Genomic DNA, 20499 nt, shown 5'->3' with positions numbered 1-20499 from the left:
ATTCAGACCAAGGTCGTATTTGACCTGCTCCGCTTAAGTAGTCATGATTGCATAAAAAATGACAAGGTAAGTTGAATGAGTGATACCAATCAATCTGACGCATCAACACCGAAAAAAAACATCCTGTGGGTAATTCTGTCGGGCGCCATGGCCATGACATTCATCGTGATGCTATTTTTGCCTGATTCCGGCATGGGCACCGGCATGCTCAATATCTACAGTGCCATGTTGTGGTGCGGTATTTTTGGCGCGTCTTTATTCAGATACCTCGGCCGTAGTGGCTGGTTTGGCTTTGCGGCGGGCAGTGCAGCAGGTATGCTGATCCAAATACTCTCACAACTCGTTTAGGCTGTATGAGCCAACCCCCAAAAAACAAAGCGGTACCCAGTTCTCGCATAGCGAGATTGTCACGAATTGGCTCCTTAGCCACCAAAATTGCCGGTAGTGTGGTCGCGCAGGGCACCACCAAATTACTCTCGGGCCAGCGCCCGGTGCTGTCGGACATGCTGCTGACACCAAAGAACATGCAGCGCATTACCAATCAACTTGCCTCACTACGCGGTGCTGCCATGAAACTTGGCCAGCTTATTTCGATGGATGCCGGTGAACTGTTATCACCGCAGCTCAGTGCCATACTGGCACGTCTGCGCGAAGACGCCGACCCCATGCCCAAAGCCCAGCTACAAGGAGTGCTGGATAGTGCCCTTGGCACCGGCTGGCAAGACCGCCTGTTGTATTTTTCGTATGCGCCCATCGCAGCGGCCTCTATTGGCCAGGTGCATAAGGCGATTACCATGGACGGCGAAACGCTGGCCCTCAAAGTGCAATATCCCGGTATACGCGACAGCATTAACAGCGACGTGGATAATGTTGCCAGCATCATTAAACTATCGGGTATGCTGCCTGCAGCACTGGATATCAAGCCATTATTAGCCGAGGCCAAACAGCAGCTCCATGATGAAGCCGATTACCGGCGTGAAGGACGCATGATGTCCCGCTACGGCGCCGCACTTGGCGATTACCCGGCTCTTGTTGTACCAGCCCTTCACAGCGCCCTGTCGACCGACACGGTGCTGGCAATGACGCACCTTAACAGCGAGCCCATTGAAAGCCTTAGCGAGGCGCCTGCCGATGTCCGTAACCAGCTGATGACCGATATGTTCCGGCTGTTTTTTGATGAAGTATTTGATTTTCGTTTGATTCAAAGCGATCCGAATATGGCCAATTTTCGCTACATGCCAGATACTCAACAAATTGCGTTACTTGACTTTGGCGCCTGTCGGGAAGTGCCTGCGCCTATTGCTGATGGCTATTTAGCCCTGCTACGCGCCATGGCAAGTGATGATATGACAGGCGTTGCACGCGCGGCACAGGACATTGGCTTAATGCTGGACACTCACACTGACGACCAGCAGGCAGCGGTACTGGCCATGGGTAAACTGGCTTGTGAAGCCCTGTATACCGACGGCCCTTATGACTTTGGTAACAGCGACTTACTCACCCGCGTGCAGGCTGCCGGTATGTCACTGAGTTTTGACCAGGACTTTTGGCATGTACCGCCTGCCGATGCGATTTTTATTCACCGCAAGCTTGGCGGTTTATATTTCCTTGCCAAGCGGCTTAATGTACAAGTGGATTTGCGCATTGCCGCTCAGCGCTGGCTGGGCTAACCCTAGTAAGGTAAGGTCATGCTAAATGGCAACGCCATGGACTGCGTGGCTTTTGGTGGATTGCCAATCATTTCATCGTAGGGGGTGTCGTGCTTCATGTAGGCATTCTTAATATCGCAGTGGGCAAAGAACTCGCGGATATGACCGGCGCTGTGAAACCGCATCGGGTCGCCTTTTGCATTAAAGACAATACCGGTATGACCATCAGCAGTGATCTGCACCAAATAAACATTCATCTCGTATGACTGCACCTCCAGGTTATCAATAACCATTGGTGTACCTTCAATATCGCTACTTAAAAATTTATGCATTGTTGTTACCTCCGGCCTTACCAACCCGTGTTGAAAATTAGCTACCTTCACTCATACGCGCGAAACAAATTAAAGGATGAATTGCGCTAAATCGGTCTTTTTAATAATGTCAGCCCGCCTTTTGTGATACGGTCTATAAAATCGAACCTGTTAACGTTTTACTGTTGCATGTCAGTTGTCTGTCTAATATTGATGGGAACTAATGATGCGCGTCATCATCCAAATATAGAGAAAAAGTGTATTGATTTTCAGCGAATTGCCATTAACTCTGGTAGTATGAATATCGCAGCCAACGATCAAGGTGGATAATTTATGAGCGAAAATTCTGAACAGCGATCCTGGTTACCTTATGCCATTGTGATTGGTGTAATCGTTATCGTGTTAGCAGTGGTCCTATTTTGGCCAGCCAGTGAGCCAGAGCCGGAACCTGTTGTTGAGGTTGAAACGCCGGCTGTTGTTGAGCCCGAAGAAACAGAGCCTGAACCGGCCGACACTTTTGAGGCCGCTCCGCCGCCAGAGCCCGTTGAGATCGATCCCGACCAGGAAGCTACCCCTATGCCAGAACCTATGGCAGAGCCTGAGCCGCTGGATATCAGTGATACCGCGATTAAATCTGCGCTGGAAACAATAGCAACCTCTCCAACCCTTAGCCGCTTATTGGTAACGAACGGTTTGTTGCAGCGTTTTGTAGTATCGGCGACCAATCTGGCCGACGAGGACATGGCTCCCAACCACCGCTTGCTGACTCCGCCTGAACAAGACTTCAGAGTGTATAACCAGGCCGACAGAGAATGGATAGATGCTGCCAGCTATAAGCGTTATACGCCCTATGTTGATGCGCTGGAATCCATGAGCAATGAAGACTTAATTGCCTTGTATGAGCGCTATCAGGAAGAAATTCAGGCCAAATATGCCGAAATTGGCGATCCTGATCAGCCTTTCACTGAGGTGCTCATTGAGGCCATTGATACCTTACTGGATACCCCTGAAGTGAAAATGCCAATTGAGGTGTACACCGATTCGGTGATGTACAAGTACGCCGACGAAAGGTTAGAAAGCTTATCAGCGCCACAAAAGCAACTGTTGCGCACCGGTCCGGACAACATGCGCCGCATTAAGGCCAAGCTGAGAGAGTTAAAAGACAGTTTGAGTAGCCGCACCCAATAAGTAAGCACTAACAAACTTGAATGTTATTTAAAAAAGCCACCCTGAGGTGGCTTTTTTGTTAGTGGCAAAATCTGTATCGCTAGAGAAATCTGCAAATTGCTTTGAACTAAGCGCCAGCGTACATAATGTACTCAGCATTACATGCGCTAATGAGTATTAAGCGTCCGTTGTATTACCGGTAATTACAGCATTTGAAGCCGTTGGCCCGACAACCGTATGCCAGGGTTTAATTTGCCAACCTGACACCAGACCATTGATGACATAAGGGTCATTCTCTGCGAAGATGCGCGGAATATCCTCGGAATTGGCGCTAAATACCAGCACGGCACTGTCAACAGGGTCACCGGCCGCGCCGCCAAGAATTAGCTCCCCCCTGTCAACAGCTGCCTGAGCATAGGACAGATGCGCCGCTCGAAACTTGCTTCTAAGCGCTACGTAGTCGGGCACGGTTTCATAGATTAACAGGAAGTGCACTGTGAGCTTCTCCTTTAGAGTAAATAAAACACGGGTAACTTTACCTTTTGCGACTTTAAAGCATGTCGTTTTAGATTAATTTATTCTGGTAAATCCTCCTACTGCCCGTGAACAATAGCACCTGCAGCAGATGGCGCCAACGAGCACCACAGTATTGTTCAGTTGGCAGCACTCGTTATTTGTAAGCCCGCCTTGCTCTAGTCGAGATCTGTTACCTGCCACCCAGAGCCTGTAGAGGTAAAAGTATATAATCGTTCCCGCGTTTGAACGGTTACGTTATTATCGGTCAGGTGCACGTTTTCAACGGTTTCACCAATTTTGAGCCGGGCTTCGGTAAAATATGAAGACTTAGACTGGAGTCCGAGTAACGTGCCAGACGTAACAACAACAGCAACATTTTCAGCTGACTTCACAGCAATGACACTGTCATACAGTGGTAGGCGAACTTCATAAAAACTATCCGTGGCAATATTGTAGCCAATGGCACGATCTTCTGTGACCAGCAGCGCAATAAATGGCGATACGGAAGCAGTTGCCGTTTCTATTTCATAGGGTGAAAGACGTATATTATTCCAGTAATTTGACGACACGGATATGACATTAAAACCAGCGTCTGTCAGCACGGCGCCCAGATAACCTGACGCGTTACGCCACAACACCCTCTCTTTAGGTTTAAGTCTGAATGTATCCGACTTAACGCCAGAAACCACAGCGGTTACCTTTCCATCTGATTGTGCGATGTATATTTTATCCTCAATGTCATGATTGGCCTCTGAAAGCACAGGCAAGCCGACGCTGATCATTAAAATATGTACCAATAACAACTTGTTGAATAACCGCATAGAACCTCTACAGGGATAAATATTTATCATATGCATAACGCTGACATAAGCTACGAATGTCTGTACGAAAGTAACGAGGCATGGCCCGTGTTAGTATCCCAACAACCCGCCTCATACTCGTTTGTTAGCTGCTATGACGCAAATATAACCACCGCAGCCCTGACCAAAATAATAAAAACGCCATACCCAAGCAGTGAAATTGAACGTCTGCGACGTTTAGGTAACAACTCTTCGACTACCACAGCATCTGCTTTTTTTAATTTGGCTCCCCAGATTAGAAACCAATAAATACTTAGCATATACGAATTGGCGTCGATTTGAATCAGAGCATTATGTCTGGGTCAAAACCACAAGCGCCTGGAGTAGGCCATAGCACCATTGACACTGAGTGCGAATTTAGTAGTAAAGCGGTCATATGAGACGTCAAGGGTGGTACCCGCAACGACATGTTGATGTTTTTGATATCGTTCGAAACTCATGCTCTAACAGCCCCTTACGTCCCTATAACCGTAGGAAACGTTTCTTTACCATGAGCCGCAAACAAGCTAACGGTAGAGCCAGCAGAACAATTTGAAGCCATCAAATCGAGGCCATTATTTCCAGCCCTGGAGCCATTTCTCCCGGCTTTTCAACTCTGTCCATTGTATTGAATACTCGTTGTTAGAAAGCACCGCTTCCAATTTACACGCAATGACAGAACCATCCTCGTCGAACTCCATTTCTGATACCAGGAAATGCTTTTCTCGATTTATCGGCTTTACTGCTGTCCATTTACTGTTTTGTAATTTAGCAGGGTTAATTCGGTTCATACCAGCTCCATAACGTTTCGACTGTATTTAAGCACTCTTCGTTTTACGCAACTTTTAAGGCTCAAGTTCAGTAATGTACACGTCATCAGAGCGAACAACTAACCCTGTCGGTGCCATTTTCCGCCAGGGGCCGGTTGCGATTGGCGGCCTGCATGTAGGGGCCGTCAATCGCATCCGCGATGTTGCTTACCGTGGTAGCGGCTGGCGCTATTCGTCGCCGCTTTTGTCGCCGAGATGGGCTGACAGGTAGGGGGCTAATGCCTTAGCCCATATCCGGTAGCCGGTTTCGTTGGGGTGCAGCAAGTCGGGCATAATGTCCTTACTGAGTGTGCCATCATCTTCAAGAAACTGCTGATTAATATTGGCAAACATCACATTTTGCTCTTCAGCGAGGGCCTTGAGCAGCGTGTTGGCGCGCTGATTATTCATCCGCTCTTTGTCTGCGTTATCTGCACCACGGGGGAATATAGCCAGTAGCAACACGCGGCTTTCTGGCACACGTTGCTTTAATTCAGCAATGATTTGCGCCACACCGTCACGAATACTCGCTGGGGTATCCATGCGGTGGCCGGTGTTATTGGTACCAATCATAATGACAGAAAGCTTAGGCGATATGCCTTCGAGCTCACCATGTTCAAAGCGCCACAGGACGTTTTCGGTACGATCACCGCTAAATCCCAAATTCAGCGTAGGAATATGACCGAAATTAGCCTGCCATACCGCTTTACCGGCGTCTTCCCAGCCATGGGTAATAGAATCACCAATGAGCACTAGCTCCGGGTCTATTGCGTCCTTTTCCGCCAGCTTCTGCTGGTGGCGTGACATCCACCACTCATCAGCCCAGTAGGTTCGAAGCGGTGCGGGCGTTACGGTTATCGCATCCTGATCCGGGCACGCCATATTGCCCTCGCCCTGGGGCTTAATGGCGACATCCGCGATGGAGAAGGCACCGGTGCCATAAAAGTAAAACCGCAGCGGATGCTTCACCGCCGAGAAGTCTGCGCCTGTCCGGTCAAAACACGACAACGGCATAGCGAATTCTTGCCATCCTTGCTGCTGCAGGGGCTTCATTTTTGGCCAGATATCCACGGCATTGCGGCAGTTTTCGCCGCAACTGACTTCTACTAGCAGCCCGGCCTGAGCAACATCAGTCACTTTCATGGCAAAGGTTAAAACGCCGCTATTAATCACGTCCGACAAATCAAGGGGTTGCTTAGCCGTGGCAAACAAACGGCCGCTCCATGCCTGCTCAAAAGTAATGGCCGCCACCTTACCGCGGTCACTATCGCTGATGGTCGCGCGTAAGTGACCATCCTCCAGTGCAGTCTCACCTTCTGATAGCGAGGCGACAACACCGTTGTTTTCAATAAACAACGGTGTTGAGGGTGACATTTGCGCCCCTAACACACTATGTGGGGGGGTACCCGCCCCCTTATCGGCGGTACATGCCGATAAGGGGGAAAGTAAAACAACTAACGCTAACAAACTACGCATATTTCTATTGTCCATTTTTTACTGTAATTGGCTGACCGGTATACACAATACTGGCATCGGGCGCGGCGCTAAAATCAGCCAGCGACTCACCTTCACCAATAAAGCGGATATGGTAGGTTCTTGACGACACCATACCATCAAAACCACCGCTGCGTTCACCAATGGTCAGCGTGCCTGTGCTGTCGTCATAGGCCACTGGCGTGTACGAATAGCCGCCGTTTTCATAATCATATGACTTGCCGTCGTCATGGTAAATTTCAAACTCGCCGTCAGCACCGGTAAACACATTGAGTGTGTAGTCACCATCCGGCTTGTCGTAGACGTACTGAATGTCTTCGCCGGTTGGAATAATCGCACCGGCCCGCACAAACAGCGGCATTTGACCAAGCGGTGCCGGGGCGCTGATGGTTTGCCCACCCTGATAGGTTTTACCGGAATAAAAATCAAACCAGCTACCCTGGCCCGGTAAATATACCTCACGGGTGCGGGCCTGATGCTCATACACCGGGTTAATCAATAACGACGGCCCAAACATATAGGCATCATTAAGATTAATGGCGGTCTCGTCGTGCGGAAAATCCATGACTAATCCGCGCATCATGGTGCCATCTTTATGATACATATCGCCCGCCAGCGTATAAATATACGGCATCAAACGGTATCTCAGCTTGGTGTAGTACACCAGCGACTCATACACCGACGTACCTTCATCGGCAATATTGAATATCTCGCGATAAGGGTTTTGCCCGTGCGAGCGGAACAGCGGGACAAACGCGCCAAACTGGAACCAGCGCAGGTTTAGCTCCTGCCATTCCTGCTGATGCTCTGGTGGCATTTCGGAATAATGGCCAACCACTTTCCCTTGGTAATAGCGATAATGGTTTTCCGGCGTAAAGCCGCCGATATCCATGGTCCAGTTGGGCATGCCCGACAAACTTGTGCCTACGCCAGCGGCAATTTGCTCTTTTAAATTGGACCAGCGCGGTACAGTATCGCCACTCCAAATGGCAGCGCCGGTGCGCTGAATGCCGGCAAACCCACTGCGGGTTAAAATAAAGCTGCGTTTATGCCCATCGGTTTCGCGCTCGCCTTTGTACACGCCTTCCGCATTGGGCAGGGCGTAAGAGTTAAAGTACTCCGCCCCTGAACCTACCGAAAGCGGGCTCATGATCTCCTTGCGTTTCATGTAAGACAGGTTGGAGTGAATATCCGGCTCTGAGGCATCAAGCCACCAGGCATCAATGCCCAGCACGTTGAGCTTTTCTTCCAGTTGGCGCCAGAATATGGCTTGAGACTCTTCTGGATAAGGGTCGTAAAAGCCGTTCAGATACCCTTTACCAATCCAGTCCAGGTTGCCTTCCACCTCTACGTTTTTATTGAGCATATAGCCCTTTTCATCAAACTCTTTGTAGTTATCGGTGGTGCTGTAAAACTTAGGCCATACCGAGATCATAATATTGGCATTAAGCTCGTGTACGGTATCAATCATAGCTTGCGGATCGGGAAAGTGAGTTTTATCAAATTCGTGGCTTCCCCAGGCATCCTCCGGCCAGTACGACCAGTCCAGCACAATATTGTCGATAGGGATTTGCCGTTCACGATAGGTTTTTAACACATCCAGTAGTTCATCCTGATTGGTATACCGCTCGCGACTTTGCCAGAAACCGTAGGCCCATTTGGGCAACATGACCGACTTACCCGTGAGGGTCCGGTAGCCGGCAATCACCTCATCATAATTGTTGCCAGCCACCACGTAATAATCGATAGCTTTGGCCGTTTCGGAGGCCAGCGACAAACTGTACTGATTGGCTTTCGACTGCGGGCCGTTATGCAGCAACCGAAAATAGCCGCCCTGAGAGTCCCAGTTCACCGCAAAGTCGACTTTTTCGCCGGCGGTTAAGGTTGTCTCGGTAGTATGAAACCAGGGGTTCCAGTTCATCCGCCAGCGATCCAGCAGCGCCTCGCCGTCAATTGAGAGTGACGCATAGCCACTGCTGTACATGCGAAACTTGTGTAACCCCGAGTCATCGGCGCTGATTTGTCCTTTCCATTCAACCCGTGGCTGGTTTACCTCTCCCAGCTCTTCAGGGAATGGCACTTCGCGTACCGTGTTATGGGCTAAATACTGGTAATCCAAATCGGCTTCGGTGCGCTTGAGCAAGAGCGTATCACCGTCGTAGTAATAGGCAGTCAGGCCACCTTCCTCGCCGTTTTCATTATACAGGGTAAAGCCTTCATCAAGCGGCGCAGATAATTCGGGATCGCCGAACCGGGTTATCGAGGCGTTGTCCCATAGCACTCCATAGTTGCGGGTTGAAACCACAAACGGAATGGATATTTGTAAGTTGTGAGTGCTTAATTCGGCGTTTTCCCCGGCGAAGTTGATTTGGCCATTCTGATGCTGCCCCAAACCAAAAAAGCCTTCGTCAGAATTTGCATTCCACTGCTGACGTATTGCATAAGAGTCATCATCGGGCGTAATAGGATCCTGCGTTACCGGGCCAAACTCGCCGCTGTTAACCGTATCCAGTAAAACCTCACCCCGGGCGTTTTTAAAAACGACCTGTCCGTCTGTCAGCGAGACTTCGGCAGTGAGCGCACCAGTGGTCAGCATAACCTTTTTGCCGTTTGTCTCAGTGTTGAATGGCGCCCCGGGCTCGGCCACCACCATCAGGCTGTCAGCCACACTGCTAAAGTCGCTATGGGCCAGCGATGTCACTCTGATGATATCATCGGCCATCACCTGCAAACGAACCGCTTTAGCCTGGCCCTGTGCCGGGTTAACCACAATGCCTTGTGCAATCTCCTGAAAATTGCCGGCCATCGATACCTGTTCAGTCACACTGCTTCGTTCGCAGCCGGTCATTAATGTTGCTGACAATAACGTCAGCGCAATACAACACCCTGTAAGATGGCTGTTTCGCATGCCTTTCTCCGTGCTTTTTGTTAGTAAAGTCATTGTTTATATGTCGCCATTTTTACTTTTAAAATATGTGGCTGAGACGTGAAATTCAGACCCCAGTCGGTTTGATCGCCATTCCATACCCGTTCGAACACCCAATTGCCATCGGCATCAAAATGTCCTTCTTCGACTCGCTCAATCATGTAAGGCAGTTGTTCAATCTCGCTGGATGGGCTCAACGTTACCCGCGCTCGCAACGCCGTGATCAGGTATTCATCCTCACCCAGCTTAGCGATAAGCGCGCCGCCCGAAGCGGGGTGATTACCCGTTGGCGGGTCAATCCAGAACATCGGCCGTCCGTAAGACACCTCGGCGTTCCAGCGACCCAGGTCGAGGGTTTGTTGAAACTGTGAATCATCGTCAGATTTTGCCGATACCCGGGCATTCCATACCGCCTTATCGCTTGTCGAATCGTGCGGTTCGGCCACTCCCCAGGTATCGTTTTCAAAACTTAGCTTCGCCCATACCGACGCCCAGGGCGCCATCAGCGAATAAAGCTCAGCAAACGGCGCTATAGTTTCGTCGTTCACCACTTTGGCGCCCAGGGGAAAGTTAGCGTAGTCGGTGTAATCCATACCAAAGGGCGCAAAACCAATGCCCTGCTTGCCCAGGGTAGAAAAAAAGTAGCGCGCGTAAGGCTGATCGTTACCAATCTCGGCCACAAACAACGGGTTATCATCGCGGCTGTAAAGCTCCAACACCCGGTTTACCGTTTTGTGATCGCGAAAGTAGATGTCCGGTGAAATCATATCAATATGGGGTGCAGCCACTTTCCAGATATCAATGACATTGTCAGTCGGGCCGCCCATGGAATACCCGTCGCCCGGATTAAACGGGTTGCGTAGCGCTACGTTAACGTTCATGGGTAAATCTTTAACGGCTTTACCTGCCGCCGCGATGTCATCAACATAACGACCAATTGACCAGGCATGAAAGTACTCGTCGGCATTCTCACCAAATACCTGTTGCCAGGTGCCGGCGGGTTGTTGGTACAACTTTAACAGCGCCTCGGGAACGGTCTGATTAAACAGTGCTTCGGCTGCTGGCGAAAAGTCCCGTTTAGACCCATAGGTACCCACTTCATTTTGTACCTGCACCATAATCACCTGGTGCTCAGGATCGTGATCACGCAAATAGGTCATTAACCGCACAAACGCCTTTTTGTCGGCCGCCAGGGTATTCTTACCGTGCGGCGACAAAGAATTGAGTACCCGTTTATTCTCGGTAACCACTCGGGGGAAACGCTGATTATCCAGCTTTACCCAGGCCGGCGCATAATGGGGTGCATTGTTTTTCCAGGTCGCAAACCACAGCAGTACCACTTTAATATCGCGCTCGGCGGCTTGCTCAATAAGCACATCCAAAAAACTAAAATCAAACTGGCCTTCGACCGGCTCGATTTGCTCCCAGGCCACCGGAATGCCCAGTGTATTAGCCTGCATAGCCGCTACCACAGGCCATACTTTGTCTAACATGGCCGGGTAGTTTGCGGAGTTATTGGTTTGTGCACCCAATAATAAAAAAGGCTCACCATCAACAAGGAAGGCATGCTTACCCTCTCGGGTGACAATGTCAGGCAGTGGCACACTCGCCTGCGAGGCATTTTGCGATTGACGGTTCTGGTGATGCACATTAGCCGACTGGCAGGCCGTCAGCCCCAGCACACACATAATCGCACCACTCATATATTTAAAAAAATTCATATACTTATCTGTAGCAACTGGATTAGAAAAGCCAGGACGCGACGATATACATTCCATGTAGCCGGTCCTGGCAAGCACACAACAAGGGTTAGTAGTAACCACGCAGCGATAACGCGTAGCGAATATCATTCACGTGGTATGCACTGTAGTGATTACCCGGGCCATTCTGACGCATCTCATTTTTGGTCACTGCATCATTGAGGTTATTGGCTTGCAACACCACGGACAGGTTGTCATTGATGCGATAGGTCACCGAGCCGTCCATATACGCCGTCGGTGCATTAAACAGCGGCAGGCCATACGAAATGCCATTTTCGGTACCGGCAAAGCCATTAGCATTGGTCGACATTAAGAACTCATCACGCCAGTTGTAGGCCAGGCGAGCTGAAAACGGGCCTTTCTCGTACATGAGCACCACGTTAACCGCGTTCTCAGAAAGCCCGCGAAACGGCATAGGTCCATAGCCTGAGCCATCGGTATCGGCGGGTGCCGTCGATGGATCGCCGTCAGTGGAGCTATCAATATAGGTGTAGTTCATCTGCACACCGAAACCATCGAAAGGCGCCGGCAGTGACGAGAAGAAATGATTGAGTGACAGTTCAACACCAGTAATATCGGCTTCGGCACTGCTCACCGGCCAGCGGGCATTATAAGTAAAGCCGCCAAACTCCACTTGCGAGGCTTGAGGTACCTGATAGCCTGAGATGTCTTTGGTAAACAACGCGATGTAAGCGGAGCTATCCTCGGCGTAGTACCATTCTAATGACACATCAAACTGGGTTGACTCCATCGGATCAAGATACGGGTTCTGGGTAGAATCCAGTGTTAATTCATAATCTTGCACCTGCGGCGGGTTACCTGCATTTTGACTGGCTTCACCCGCGCTGGTCAGGTTGGCATTTAAGGTAATATTGGCGCCTAAGTCAGCAAAGTTTGGCCGTGCCATAGCTTTGGCAGCGGCAAACCGCAGCAATAACTCATCGGTCAGTTCTACCTTAACGTTCAGGCTGGGCAACCAGTTGCTGTAGTCGTGCTCAGCGTTAAGCTCGGTATAGGCCCCATCACCAAACAGCGGATTAAAAGGATACTGCACAAAGCCATGGGCAGTATTTTCAGTTTTTACATAGCGTACGCCAAAATTACCCGACACCGGCTTGCCCAGCGAGTCAGTGAAAAAGTCCAGCATGACATAAGCTGCTGAGGTCTTTTCAGACTGATCGTTCTTGAACTGATCGGCATTTAAATCACGCTGGTTCCAATAGGCCCAGCTCGACCAATCAGCATACACAAACTTATCCTGAAGCCCCTGAAAGCTCTCAGGGTAATCCAGTGCGAAGCTCGATTTTGGCGCAAACACGTTGGCGGGAGAGGGCACATCGCCACCAAAGAAATTATCAAAGGTGTTGAGATACAATTCATCAACGTTCGGCACGATGTTTTCCTGGCCCTCAACAATCGCCGCTTGTAACCAGTTCGGCGCTAACGGACTCCAGTTGTAACCGGTATCGGCATTTTCGGAGTTAGTATCACTATACCGGCCACCAAACCTGACCGCTTCGATAAAAGAATCTTCAAGAATGTAGGTAATATCGACATCCACGGCGGTCATGTCGGCTTCGCGATCGTACTGATTGTCCATAATAAAGTTCCAAACATAATTGTTGGGATCAGACAAATAATCAGCATCGGAGGTCACTGTAGGCAGGCTGCCGGTGAGATCCACATCGATATAAGGCACACTGACCTGGGTGGCAACGGTGTTATCGATACCTTTCGATGTTGAGTCGACCCGCTGTAAGGAGCTTTCGACAATTAAATTTTCGTTACTGTAACGATACCGCAGCGCGATATCGTCGGTGCGCGCATCCTGGGTTGACGAACGCACATCGGCGCCCATCGGCACACCACCGTCCTGAGTGAGTCTGCCTTTTTCCAATACACCACTGTCGCTGAATTGCGCACCGGACTCCACCTGCACACCATAGGGCCAGTTATCCACGAAAATGGCATCCTCGCTCCACTGCATGTCATAGTCACTGGAGAAGTAAGTTAAGGTAAATTCGCTGTTCTCATCGGGGGCATACTGCACTGCCGCGTAAGCACCGGTGCGTTCGCGGTCAAAATACATGGTGCGCCAGTCAGCACCGCGCGGCACATATACCGTGCTCCCCTCGTAACCCGCTATATCATCGCGATAGAAAAACGGCCGCACGTACATAGAGTCATTACGTGTGGAAAGTTCTGATTTGGCTATATCAAATAAGAAGCCGATCTTACCCACGTCGGTATTCCAGGTATTGGAGTACAAAAACGAGTAAGCGGGCTTTGTTTCTTTAATCACGTCGCCATAGTTAGCCGTAATATCAAAAGAGATTTGCTGTTTGTCGCTATGAAAAGGCAGTCGGGTTTCTAAGTCAATCGTGCCCGCCAGACCGCCCTCTATTTGGTCTGCCGAGGGGCTTTTATAGACATTCACGGCATTCAGTAGTTCTGGCGGCACATCGCCAAAGCTCAAGGTTCGGCCACCGTTAGCGCTAAATGTACCACGGCCATTTAATTCGGAGCGCACCTGGGTTAAGCCACGCACAATCACGCCGTTTCCCTCAACGGAGAAATGCTCGGGATCACCCAGTGACATGTAGCGGTCGATGGCAACACCGGCAATGCGTTGCAGCGTTTCGGTAACACTGCGGTCGGGCAGGGCACCAATGTCGTCGGCACTAATACCGTCCATGATTTTGTCGGAGCTCATCTTGGTAGCCTGGGCAGAGATAACACTCGAGCGCATGCCTTTGACTTCAATTGTTTCAACAACCTCTTCGTCATCGTCAGTCGTCTCCTGGGCCAACGCTAGGCCAGGTGCCAATAACCCTAAAGAGAGCAAAATACAGTGGGTAATTTTTGCTTGTTTGAACTGTTTTGGTCCTGAATTTTTCACTTTCATAATAAAAGTCCATGTTGAGTTGTTTGTTGCCACGGTTTCTGCATGGTGGCGATTATTTTGTGTTGCCTACAAGGACGACATACTCTTGATTGGCTTTACTTATAAAGCTAATAACGCCCTCTTCTATCTGCTGATAGTCGAGCACGTGCTGGTTACTGGTAATCGTTACTTTGCCCTCAAGCGCGCGATTGCGCAGACGCACTTGTGCGTCTTTACCGGTGACGATTGTGGCGCTTTGCAGGGTATTGTTTTGCCATGCCATCGACACGGTCAGGTCGCCTTGGGCGCGCAGCCCCGTCACCTTGCCAGTCCCCCACGCAGTGGGGAGTGCTGGCAACAGATGTAGCTCACCCAAATGGCTCTGCAGGAGCATTTCGGCCATACCCGCCGTGGCACCAAAGTTGCCATCAATCTGGAAAGGCGGATGCGTGCTCCACAGGTTGGCTAAGGTGCTGTCTCTTAACTGATGCCGGAGCAAGCGTAAGGCGCGATCCCCTTCCAGCAAACGCGCCCAAAAATTTACTTTCCAGGCCCGACTCCAGCCGGTGCCGGCGTCGCCACGGGCATTGAGCGACGTGCTCGCTGCAGCCGCCAGGTGGGGCGTTGTAAGCGGTGATATCTGATTGCCAGGGTGAAGCGCATATAAGTGCGAAACATGACGGTGCTGATTGTCTTGCTCATCGATATCCTCACGCCATTCCTGTAATTGCCCCCACTGACCAATTCGCAAACCGGGCTCAAGCTGGTTCAGTGCGGTGGCGAGTTCTTCCCTGAACAGCGTGTCGTTGAGTTGCCCGGCCGCCTCGTAGGTTTTGCTTAACAGATCAAACACCAGCTGTTGCGACATGGCGGCGCCCACCGTAAAGTTGCCGTGCTCCGGCGAGTAACTGGGTGACACCAATAACCTATTGTTGTCGGTAGCGGTGGTAAGATTATCCAGCCAGAACTGACTGGTGAGTTTAAGCAGCGGGTACACGCGCTCAGCAAGAAAATCGCGATCCTGGTTGTACTGGTAGCCGTGATAGAAATGCAGGGCAATCCAGGCGGCTGCCTCAGGTTGCCAAAAGGCCGTTGGCCACTTAATTAAGCCAATCGACCCCCAGGGATTAGTATTGAGAAACGCCACCCAGCCACGGGAATCAAACAAGGTTGACGCGGCTTGCTGGCCGGGCACGGTGAGGTTTTCAACAAAGTTGTACAAAGGTGGCAGGGTTTCAGCAAGATTGGTGCTCAGCGCCAACCAGTAATTCATTTGCAGATTAATATTTAAATGATAATCAGCGTTCCAGGGCGCAACGATGTCTTTATTCCATATGCCCTGCAGGTTAGCTGGCAACGAGCCTTGGCGTGACGAGGCTATCAGCAAATAACGTCCATACTGAAAATACAATTGTTCCAGGGCTCGGTTGGCGGCTTGCTCGTCGCCAGGGTAATGCGCTAACGCGTGGGCCATGTCCTCAATAGGCGCACCACCTAAATCGAGCTCCACCCGTTTGAACAACGGCTGGTAATCGGCCAGATGGTTTTGTTTAAGCGTGGCATAGCCAACACCGCGGGTTTGACCTAACTGTCGGCGCACTTTATGCGTCGCATCTTCGCCACGGTAGGTCGGATGCTGCAAGGCGTAGTTTGTGGCAGCAGTAAGTACCAGCACTACCTCAGACGCACCGTCGACCGAAAAGCCCCCGTCTGGTTGATAAGTTAACGTTCCATCACTGTTCAGCACTCTTAAGCCGGCTGCATATTGCAGCGTGTTGTCATGTAAAACGCCGGCATAAAGCACTTCGTTTGGGCTCAGTTGCAGGGCCTTGCGAGTGCGGTTTTCAGGGAACTTCAGCGACGCCTTAAAACTGATATTTTCAGTGCCACTGGCGGAAAGCCTGATCACAATGCTGTTGTCCGGATAGCTAACAAAGTATTCGCGCACAAATTGACTATCCTGCGTTTGATAACGCACTGCTGCGGTTGCCGAGGCGATATCGAGTTCGCGCTGATAGTGATGATAGCTGCCATGGCTTGCCGGCCAGTCAATGGTCAGCGTACCAAAGCTCTGATAGCTACCATAACCACTTTGAGCACTGCCCAGCTGCTCTGCAACCTGCTCCGGCGCAAGCTGGCCCTTACTTGTCAGCGCTGCCTGCACCGACTGAACCCGCTTTAAATAGGTCTCTGTTTGTTGCGGAAAACCAAAGTTATAGCCTTGTTTGCTGCCGGGCCCGCCTGTCCATAGGGTTTTTTCGTTGAACTGGAGGGCATCCCTCTGTACGCCACCCAATACAGTCATACCAAGATGACCATTACCCAGAGGCAATGATTCTGATTCCCAATCCTGACCCGGTTGCGTGTACGACAGCGTCATAGACTTAGCAGCACTAACCTGTAAACTAAATAGTGAAAAGGTGCACAACACCAGCCAGGCGCTGGCGAAAAAGCAGGCGAGTTTGGTGGCAAAGCGAGCAGTTAAGGTGATATAGAAATCACTTATTTCAACCGCACCTGTTGCAACCGAAGACAGCCTTTTTTCACATTGACCTTGTAGCACTATCGTTACCTTTTTAATAACTTATTGTTACTTTAATGTTAATATTGCGAAGGCTAAGTGAATTAAGGGATTGGCGTTATTTTTTTCGGTAAAAACCCTATTACTGTGCAAAAAATACAATTAATTCAGGCAAAAAATAGAAGCATTATTCGCATGTGAACACCAGATACACTGGCAATCTATACTCGTTGACGGACAGGCGACTGTTTGGTTATATATCTCCACTACAGTGGTCACTTTAAGCAAGGTTTGTTGAGCTAAATATGTTTAGCTACTATAAGAAAGTTACATATTCGTTAATATTCATGTTGCTGATTACGGCTTTGCTTGGCTTTATTGCGGTGGATTTAACGTTTCTCAAGGTGCCGTTGTTACCCTCTACAGAAACGTCGCAATTACAGTGGCGGGCAACCGCTTACTCTGATGCCGCCGAAGGCGGCTCGTCGAGCATAGAAATTATCGATGATGATTACACTTACTCGCTAAACATGGTACTCCGCGAAGATAAGGAAAGCCCCTTTGCAATGGGAGAAATGGAGTTTGTAGACGCCCAGGGCACACCGATAACCGTTGATCTCAGGCAGTTTAAAGCCCTGTCGTTTATGGCTAAATGTATGCCTGAAAACACCCTGACCTTCTCGTTGTTTACCCTTGATGAGGATGTATTGAACTTTGACGATGCGCGCTCAGACCGTATTTCCACACGCTATTTTCACTGTAATAAGGAATGGCAGCAGTTTGACATTGATATTACCCATTTGGACACGCCGGAATGGTGGTATAAGTGGTACGAGCAGCAACTCAGTGATCAGGAATACAGCTTGTCAAAAGTGATAAAAATCTCCTTTGGCAGTTCGATACAAAGTCCTAAGAACGTTCAGTCTAATATTAATATTCGCTCACTGAGCTTTTTAGGCAGGGACTGGTTTTATATATATCTGTTTGGTTCGTTATGTGGGGCGGGCTGGATTGTGTTGCTGGTGTGGCTGATCAGACAACACGCTTCCCATTTAATGGCTGACATCAGAGAAAAAATGCAAAAGGATCGTCCGTTAATTGCTTACAAGCAATTATCTATCGAGTCGCACAAAGACAAAGACAAAACCACCATACTGAGGCTCATGGCCACAGAATATGCCAACCCGGAAGTCAACCTCGACTACATAGTGCATACGTCTGGTATTAACCGCAACAAAATCAACGAAATCTTAAAAGACGAATTAGGCTATACGTTTTCAGCGTATTTAAACAAACTAAGGCTACACGAGGCAGCTCGCCTGCTGTCGGAAAATAACGATTCAAATGTGTCAGAAATTGCCTATACCGTAGGCTACAAAAACGTACCCTACTTCAATAAGTTGTTTAAAAATGAATACGGCTGTAGCCCTAAACTGTTTAAAAGCACCAGCGATCATTTTCACCCTGAAGTTTAAAAAGTCAGCCCCCTCAACGCACTGTTACGCGCAACGGCCACCAGCGCGGCGCGATGCTGCCTGTAGCATAGGACGATAGTTTTACTCCCCGGTACAAGGACGCCCCCCTTTGAGCCGGCCCGGCCTTTATCAGGCAGAATTTTGTAAATCTATCAGACTTAACTTACAGTGAAGCTAAGTTCACAACAGTAAGAGCATATTTAAATGAAGAACCTATTGAAATCAGTGACTTTGTGTTTGGCAGTGCTGCCAGTCGGCCTGTTGAACGCTGCCACCGTTATACATGCCGGAAACGCCTTTACCGGCACAAGCGACTCACTAACCGGCCCGCTGTCGATTGTCATAGAAGGCGATACCATATCGCGGGTGGAACGCGGCCATATCAGCATTGCCAGCGGCGATACGCTGGTGGATTTAACCGATGCCACAGTGCTACCGGGCCTGATGGACATGCACGTTCACCTGAGCTCACAACAAAGCGGTACGTCCTCATACCTGAAACGATTTACTCAAAACGAAGCCGACTACGCGCTGGCGGCTGCCGACTTTGCCAATAAAACCCTGCTGGCGGGCTTTACCACGGTGCGTAATTTGGGTGACAGCTACAACGAAACGGTCGCGCTGCGCAATGCCATTAATAAGGGCATCGCCACCGGGCCGCGTATTTATACCGCCGCAAAATCGATAGCCACTACAGGAGGCCATGCTGATCCCAGTAATGGTATGGCCAAACTGATCCGCCCCCATGTAGGCCCGGAAGAGGGCGTGGTTAATGGTGTCGCCCAGGCCCGCGAGGCCGTACGTCAGCGCTATAAAGATGGTGCCGACGTAATTAAAATCACCGCCACAGGTGGCGTACTGAGTGTGGCTAAAAGCGGCCAGAACCCTCAGTTTATGACTGATGAGCTTGACGCCATTGTTGCCACGGCCAAGGATTACGGCATGACGGTAGCAGTGCATGCCCACGGCAAAGAAGGCATGATCCGCGCCATTAAAGCCGGCGTTACATCGATAGAACACGGTACCTACATGGACGCAGAAGTCATGGATCTCATGAAAGAGTATGGCACCTATTATGTTCCCACCATACTGGCCGGTAACTTTGTAGCCCAGAAAGCAAAAATCGATGGTTACTTCCCGGAAATAGTCCGTCCTAAAGCCGCAGCAATTGGCCCGCTTATTCAGGCCACCTTTGGCAAAGCCTATAAAGCCGGCGTAAAAATCGCCTTTGGTACCGACAGTGGCGTGTCGGCCCATGGTGACAATGGTCAGGAATTTGCGTTGATGGTTGAAGCTGGCATGCCACCTGCAAAAGCTCTTCAGTCGGCCACCATTGATGCCGCCACCATGATCGGCATCAGTGATGAACTGGGCAGCCTGGAAGCCGGAAAACTCGCGGATATTATTGCCGTGAAAGGCGATCCGCTGAGCAACATTAGCGTGCTTGAAAAAGTCGACTTTGTAATGAAAAGCGGAAAAATCTACAAACAGTAGGGTAAATATACTTGGTAAAGGACACTTTAAGGCGCAAGACCAGGGCAATGGTTGAGTCAAAGCATATGTTGCGAGGGCTGACCATTGCGTCTTTTTTGGAATCGACCATTGTACCGATTCCTCTGGAAGCGGTACTTGTGCCGCTTATGCAGGCTAAACGCGACAAGCTCTGGCTACTGGCTTTAATGGCAACGGTAGGTTGCGTGATTGGTGCAGTATTTGGCTATACCATTGGCTACTACTTATTTGACGCGATAGGTCAGGATCTGATCCAGTGGTTTAGCTCTGAAAAGCAGTTTGAAACCATTAAACACAAAATGGACGTCCAGGGTTTCTGGTTTGTGTTATCGCTGGGGATTGTACCGGTGCCATTTCAAATCGCCATGTTAGCCGCCGGCGCGACGCAATATTCAATTGGCCTGTTTATACTGGCCACGGTTATTGCCCGTTCGTTACGCTACTTTGCGCTCGCACTCATCGTTAAAATTATTGGTAACCAGGCTGAGCACGTTATCAAAAAATACAAAGTCAAAGCGATGATTGCAATTAGCATTGTGGTGGCAGGGTTATGGTGGGTTTTAAGCTAAATTTGCTACCCCGGTAACATAACGGCACAAAAATCCACCAAACATTGTTGATAATAATTCTCATTTG

General features: G+C 49.8%; 15 protein-coding genes. 6 read left to right on the top strand and 9 right to left on the bottom strand.

The genetic code is table 11. The features are described from left to right. Positions 1–75 precede the first annotated feature (75 nt). The gene (locus OIK42_RS00470) at positions 76–348 is read left to right on the top strand and encodes a hypothetical protein (RefSeq protein ID WP_273637592.1); all 273 of its coding nucleotides are present in this window, start codon (positions 76–78) and stop codon (positions 346–348) included. Positions 349–353: 5 nt separating this feature from the next. Then, a complete protein-coding gene (locus tag OIK42_RS00465) occupies positions 354–1670 on the top strand; it encodes an AarF/UbiB family protein (RefSeq protein WP_273637591.1) in 1317 nt (438 codons plus the stop codon). Between the two features lie 2 nt (positions 1671–1672). On the opposite strand, the gene OIK42_RS00460 is transcribed toward OIK42_RS00465, so the two are convergent. Beyond that, positions 1673–1981, bottom strand: coding sequence for a DUF6482 family protein (locus tag OIK42_RS00460; protein ID WP_273637590.1), 309 nt, complete (start codon positions 1979–1981; stop codon positions 1673–1675). Positions 1982–2293: 312 nt separating this feature from the next. Here OIK42_RS00460 and OIK42_RS00455 point away from each other — a divergent pair, with 312 nt between their 5' ends. Then, a complete protein-coding gene (locus OIK42_RS00455) occupies positions 2294–3148 on the top strand; it encodes a DUF3014 domain-containing protein (RefSeq protein WP_273637589.1) in 855 nt (284 codons plus the stop codon). A gap of 156 nt (positions 3149–3304) precedes the next feature. Here the strand turns inward: OIK42_RS00455 and OIK42_RS00450 are convergent, their stop codons facing one another. The 8 genes from OIK42_RS00450 to OIK42_RS00415 all read right to left on the bottom strand — a co-directional run bounded on the left by OIK42_RS00450 (position 3305) and on the right by OIK42_RS00415 (position 16918). Further along, entirely contained in the window at positions 3305–3622 is a 318-nt protein-coding gene (locus tag OIK42_RS00450) for a YciI-like protein (RefSeq protein ID WP_273637588.1), read from the bottom strand. A 197-nt stretch (positions 3623–3819) separates the two neighbouring features. Continuing rightward, entirely contained in the window at positions 3820–4464 is a 645-nt protein-coding gene (locus OIK42_RS00445; protein WP_273637587.1) for a hypothetical protein, read from the bottom strand. 593 nt (positions 4465–5057) lie between these two features. Next, positions 5058–5273, bottom strand: a complete 216-nt coding sequence (locus OIK42_RS00440; RefSeq protein WP_273637586.1) for a TIGR02450 family Trp-rich protein — start codon at positions 5271–5273, stop codon at positions 5058–5060. A gap of 207 nt (positions 5274–5480) precedes the next feature. Further along, positions 5481–6767 carry a GDSL-type esterase/lipase family protein gene (locus OIK42_RS00435; RefSeq protein WP_273637585.1) on the bottom strand — a complete coding sequence of 429 codons (1287 nt, stop codon included), beginning with the start codon at positions 6765–6767 and terminating at the stop codon, positions 5481–5483. Between the two features lie 4 nt (positions 6768–6771). Next, on the bottom strand, positions 6772–9693 hold the full coding sequence (locus OIK42_RS00430; RefSeq protein ID WP_273637584.1) for a glycoside hydrolase family 31 protein: 2922 nt from the start codon (positions 9691–9693) through the stop codon (positions 6772–6774). A 29-nt stretch (positions 9694–9722) separates the two neighbouring features. After that, entirely contained in the window at positions 9723–11432 is a 1710-nt protein-coding gene (locus OIK42_RS00425) for a DUF5597 domain-containing protein (RefSeq protein WP_273637583.1), read from the bottom strand. Positions 11433–11520: 88 nt separating this feature from the next. Beyond that, positions 11521–14376 carry a TonB-dependent receptor gene (locus OIK42_RS00420; protein ID WP_273637582.1) on the bottom strand — a complete coding sequence of 952 codons (2856 nt, stop codon included), beginning with the start codon at positions 14374–14376 and terminating at the stop codon, positions 11521–11523. Positions 14377–14428: 52 nt separating this feature from the next. Then, complete coding sequence (locus OIK42_RS00415) at positions 14429–16918, bottom strand: glycoside hydrolase family 95 protein (RefSeq protein WP_273637581.1); 2490 nt, start codon at positions 16916–16918, stop codon at positions 14429–14431. 305 nt (positions 16919–17223) lie between these two features. On the opposite strand from OIK42_RS00415, the gene OIK42_RS00410 reads away from it, so the two are divergent. From OIK42_RS00410 to OIK42_RS00400, 3 genes are all read left to right on the top strand, one after another. Beyond that, complete coding sequence (locus OIK42_RS00410) at positions 17224–18351, top strand: helix-turn-helix domain-containing protein (protein WP_273637580.1); 1128 nt, start codon at positions 17224–17226, stop codon at positions 18349–18351. Positions 18352–18555: 204 nt separating this feature from the next. After that, on the top strand, positions 18556–19845 hold the full coding sequence (locus OIK42_RS00405) for a metal-dependent hydrolase family protein (RefSeq protein WP_273637579.1): 1290 nt from the start codon (positions 18556–18558) through the stop codon (positions 19843–19845). Between the two features lie 47 nt (positions 19846–19892). Continuing rightward, a complete protein-coding gene (locus tag OIK42_RS00400) occupies positions 19893–20432 on the top strand; it encodes a YqaA family protein (RefSeq protein ID WP_273637578.1) in 540 nt (179 codons plus the stop codon). Positions 20433–20499: the final 67 nt, after the last annotated feature.

The organism is Alteromonas gilva, assembly GCF_028595265.1.
GTDB classification, from domain to species: domain Bacteria; phylum Pseudomonadota; class Gammaproteobacteria; order Enterobacterales; family Alteromonadaceae; genus Alteromonas; species Alteromonas gilva.
The sequence above is the reverse complement of the archived record's forward strand: the minus strand, read 5'-3'. Positions and strand labels throughout refer to the sequence as shown.

Bases quoted from the DNA above. Each gene is read 5' to 3' on its own strand.
- OIK42_RS00470 (WP_273637592.1), top strand. From the start codon at position 76: ATGAGTGATACCAATCAATCTGACGCATCAACACCGAAAAAAAACATC.
- OIK42_RS00465 (WP_273637591.1), top strand. From the start codon at position 354: ATGAGCCAACCCCCAAAAAACAAAGCGGTACCCAGTTCTCGCATAGCG.
- OIK42_RS00460 (WP_273637590.1), bottom strand. From the start codon at position 1,981: ATGCATAAATTTTTAAGTAGCGATATTGAAGGTACACCAATGGTTATT.
- OIK42_RS00455 (WP_273637589.1), top strand. From the start codon at position 2,294: ATGAGCGAAAATTCTGAACAGCGATCCTGGTTACCTTATGCCATTGTG.
- OIK42_RS00445 (WP_273637587.1), bottom strand. From the start codon at position 4,464: ATGCGGTTATTCAACAAGTTGTTATTGGTACATATTTTAATGATCAGC.
- OIK42_RS00440 (WP_273637586.1), bottom strand. From the start codon at position 5,273: ATGAACCGAATTAACCCTGCTAAATTACAAAACAGTAAATGGACAGCA.
- OIK42_RS00435 (WP_273637585.1), bottom strand. From the start codon at position 6,767: ATGCGTAGTTTGTTAGCGTTAGTTGTTTTACTTTCCCCCTTATCGGCA.
- OIK42_RS00430 (WP_273637584.1), bottom strand. From the start codon at position 9,693: ATGCGAAACAGCCATCTTACAGGGTGTTGTATTGCGCTGACGTTATTG.
- OIK42_RS00425 (WP_273637583.1), bottom strand. From the start codon at position 11,432: ATGAATTTTTTTAAATATATGAGTGGTGCGATTATGTGTGTGCTGGGG.
- OIK42_RS00420 (WP_273637582.1), bottom strand. From the start codon at position 14,376: ATGAAAGTGAAAAATTCAGGACCAAAACAGTTCAAACAAGCAAAAATT.
- OIK42_RS00410 (WP_273637580.1), top strand. From the start codon at position 17,224: ATGTTGCTGATTACGGCTTTGCTTGGCTTTATTGCGGTGGATTTAACG.
- OIK42_RS00405 (WP_273637579.1), top strand. From the start codon at position 18,556: ATGAAGAACCTATTGAAATCAGTGACTTTGTGTTTGGCAGTGCTGCCA.
- OIK42_RS00400 (WP_273637578.1), top strand. From the start codon at position 19,893: ATGGTTGAGTCAAAGCATATGTTGCGAGGGCTGACCATTGCGTCTTTT.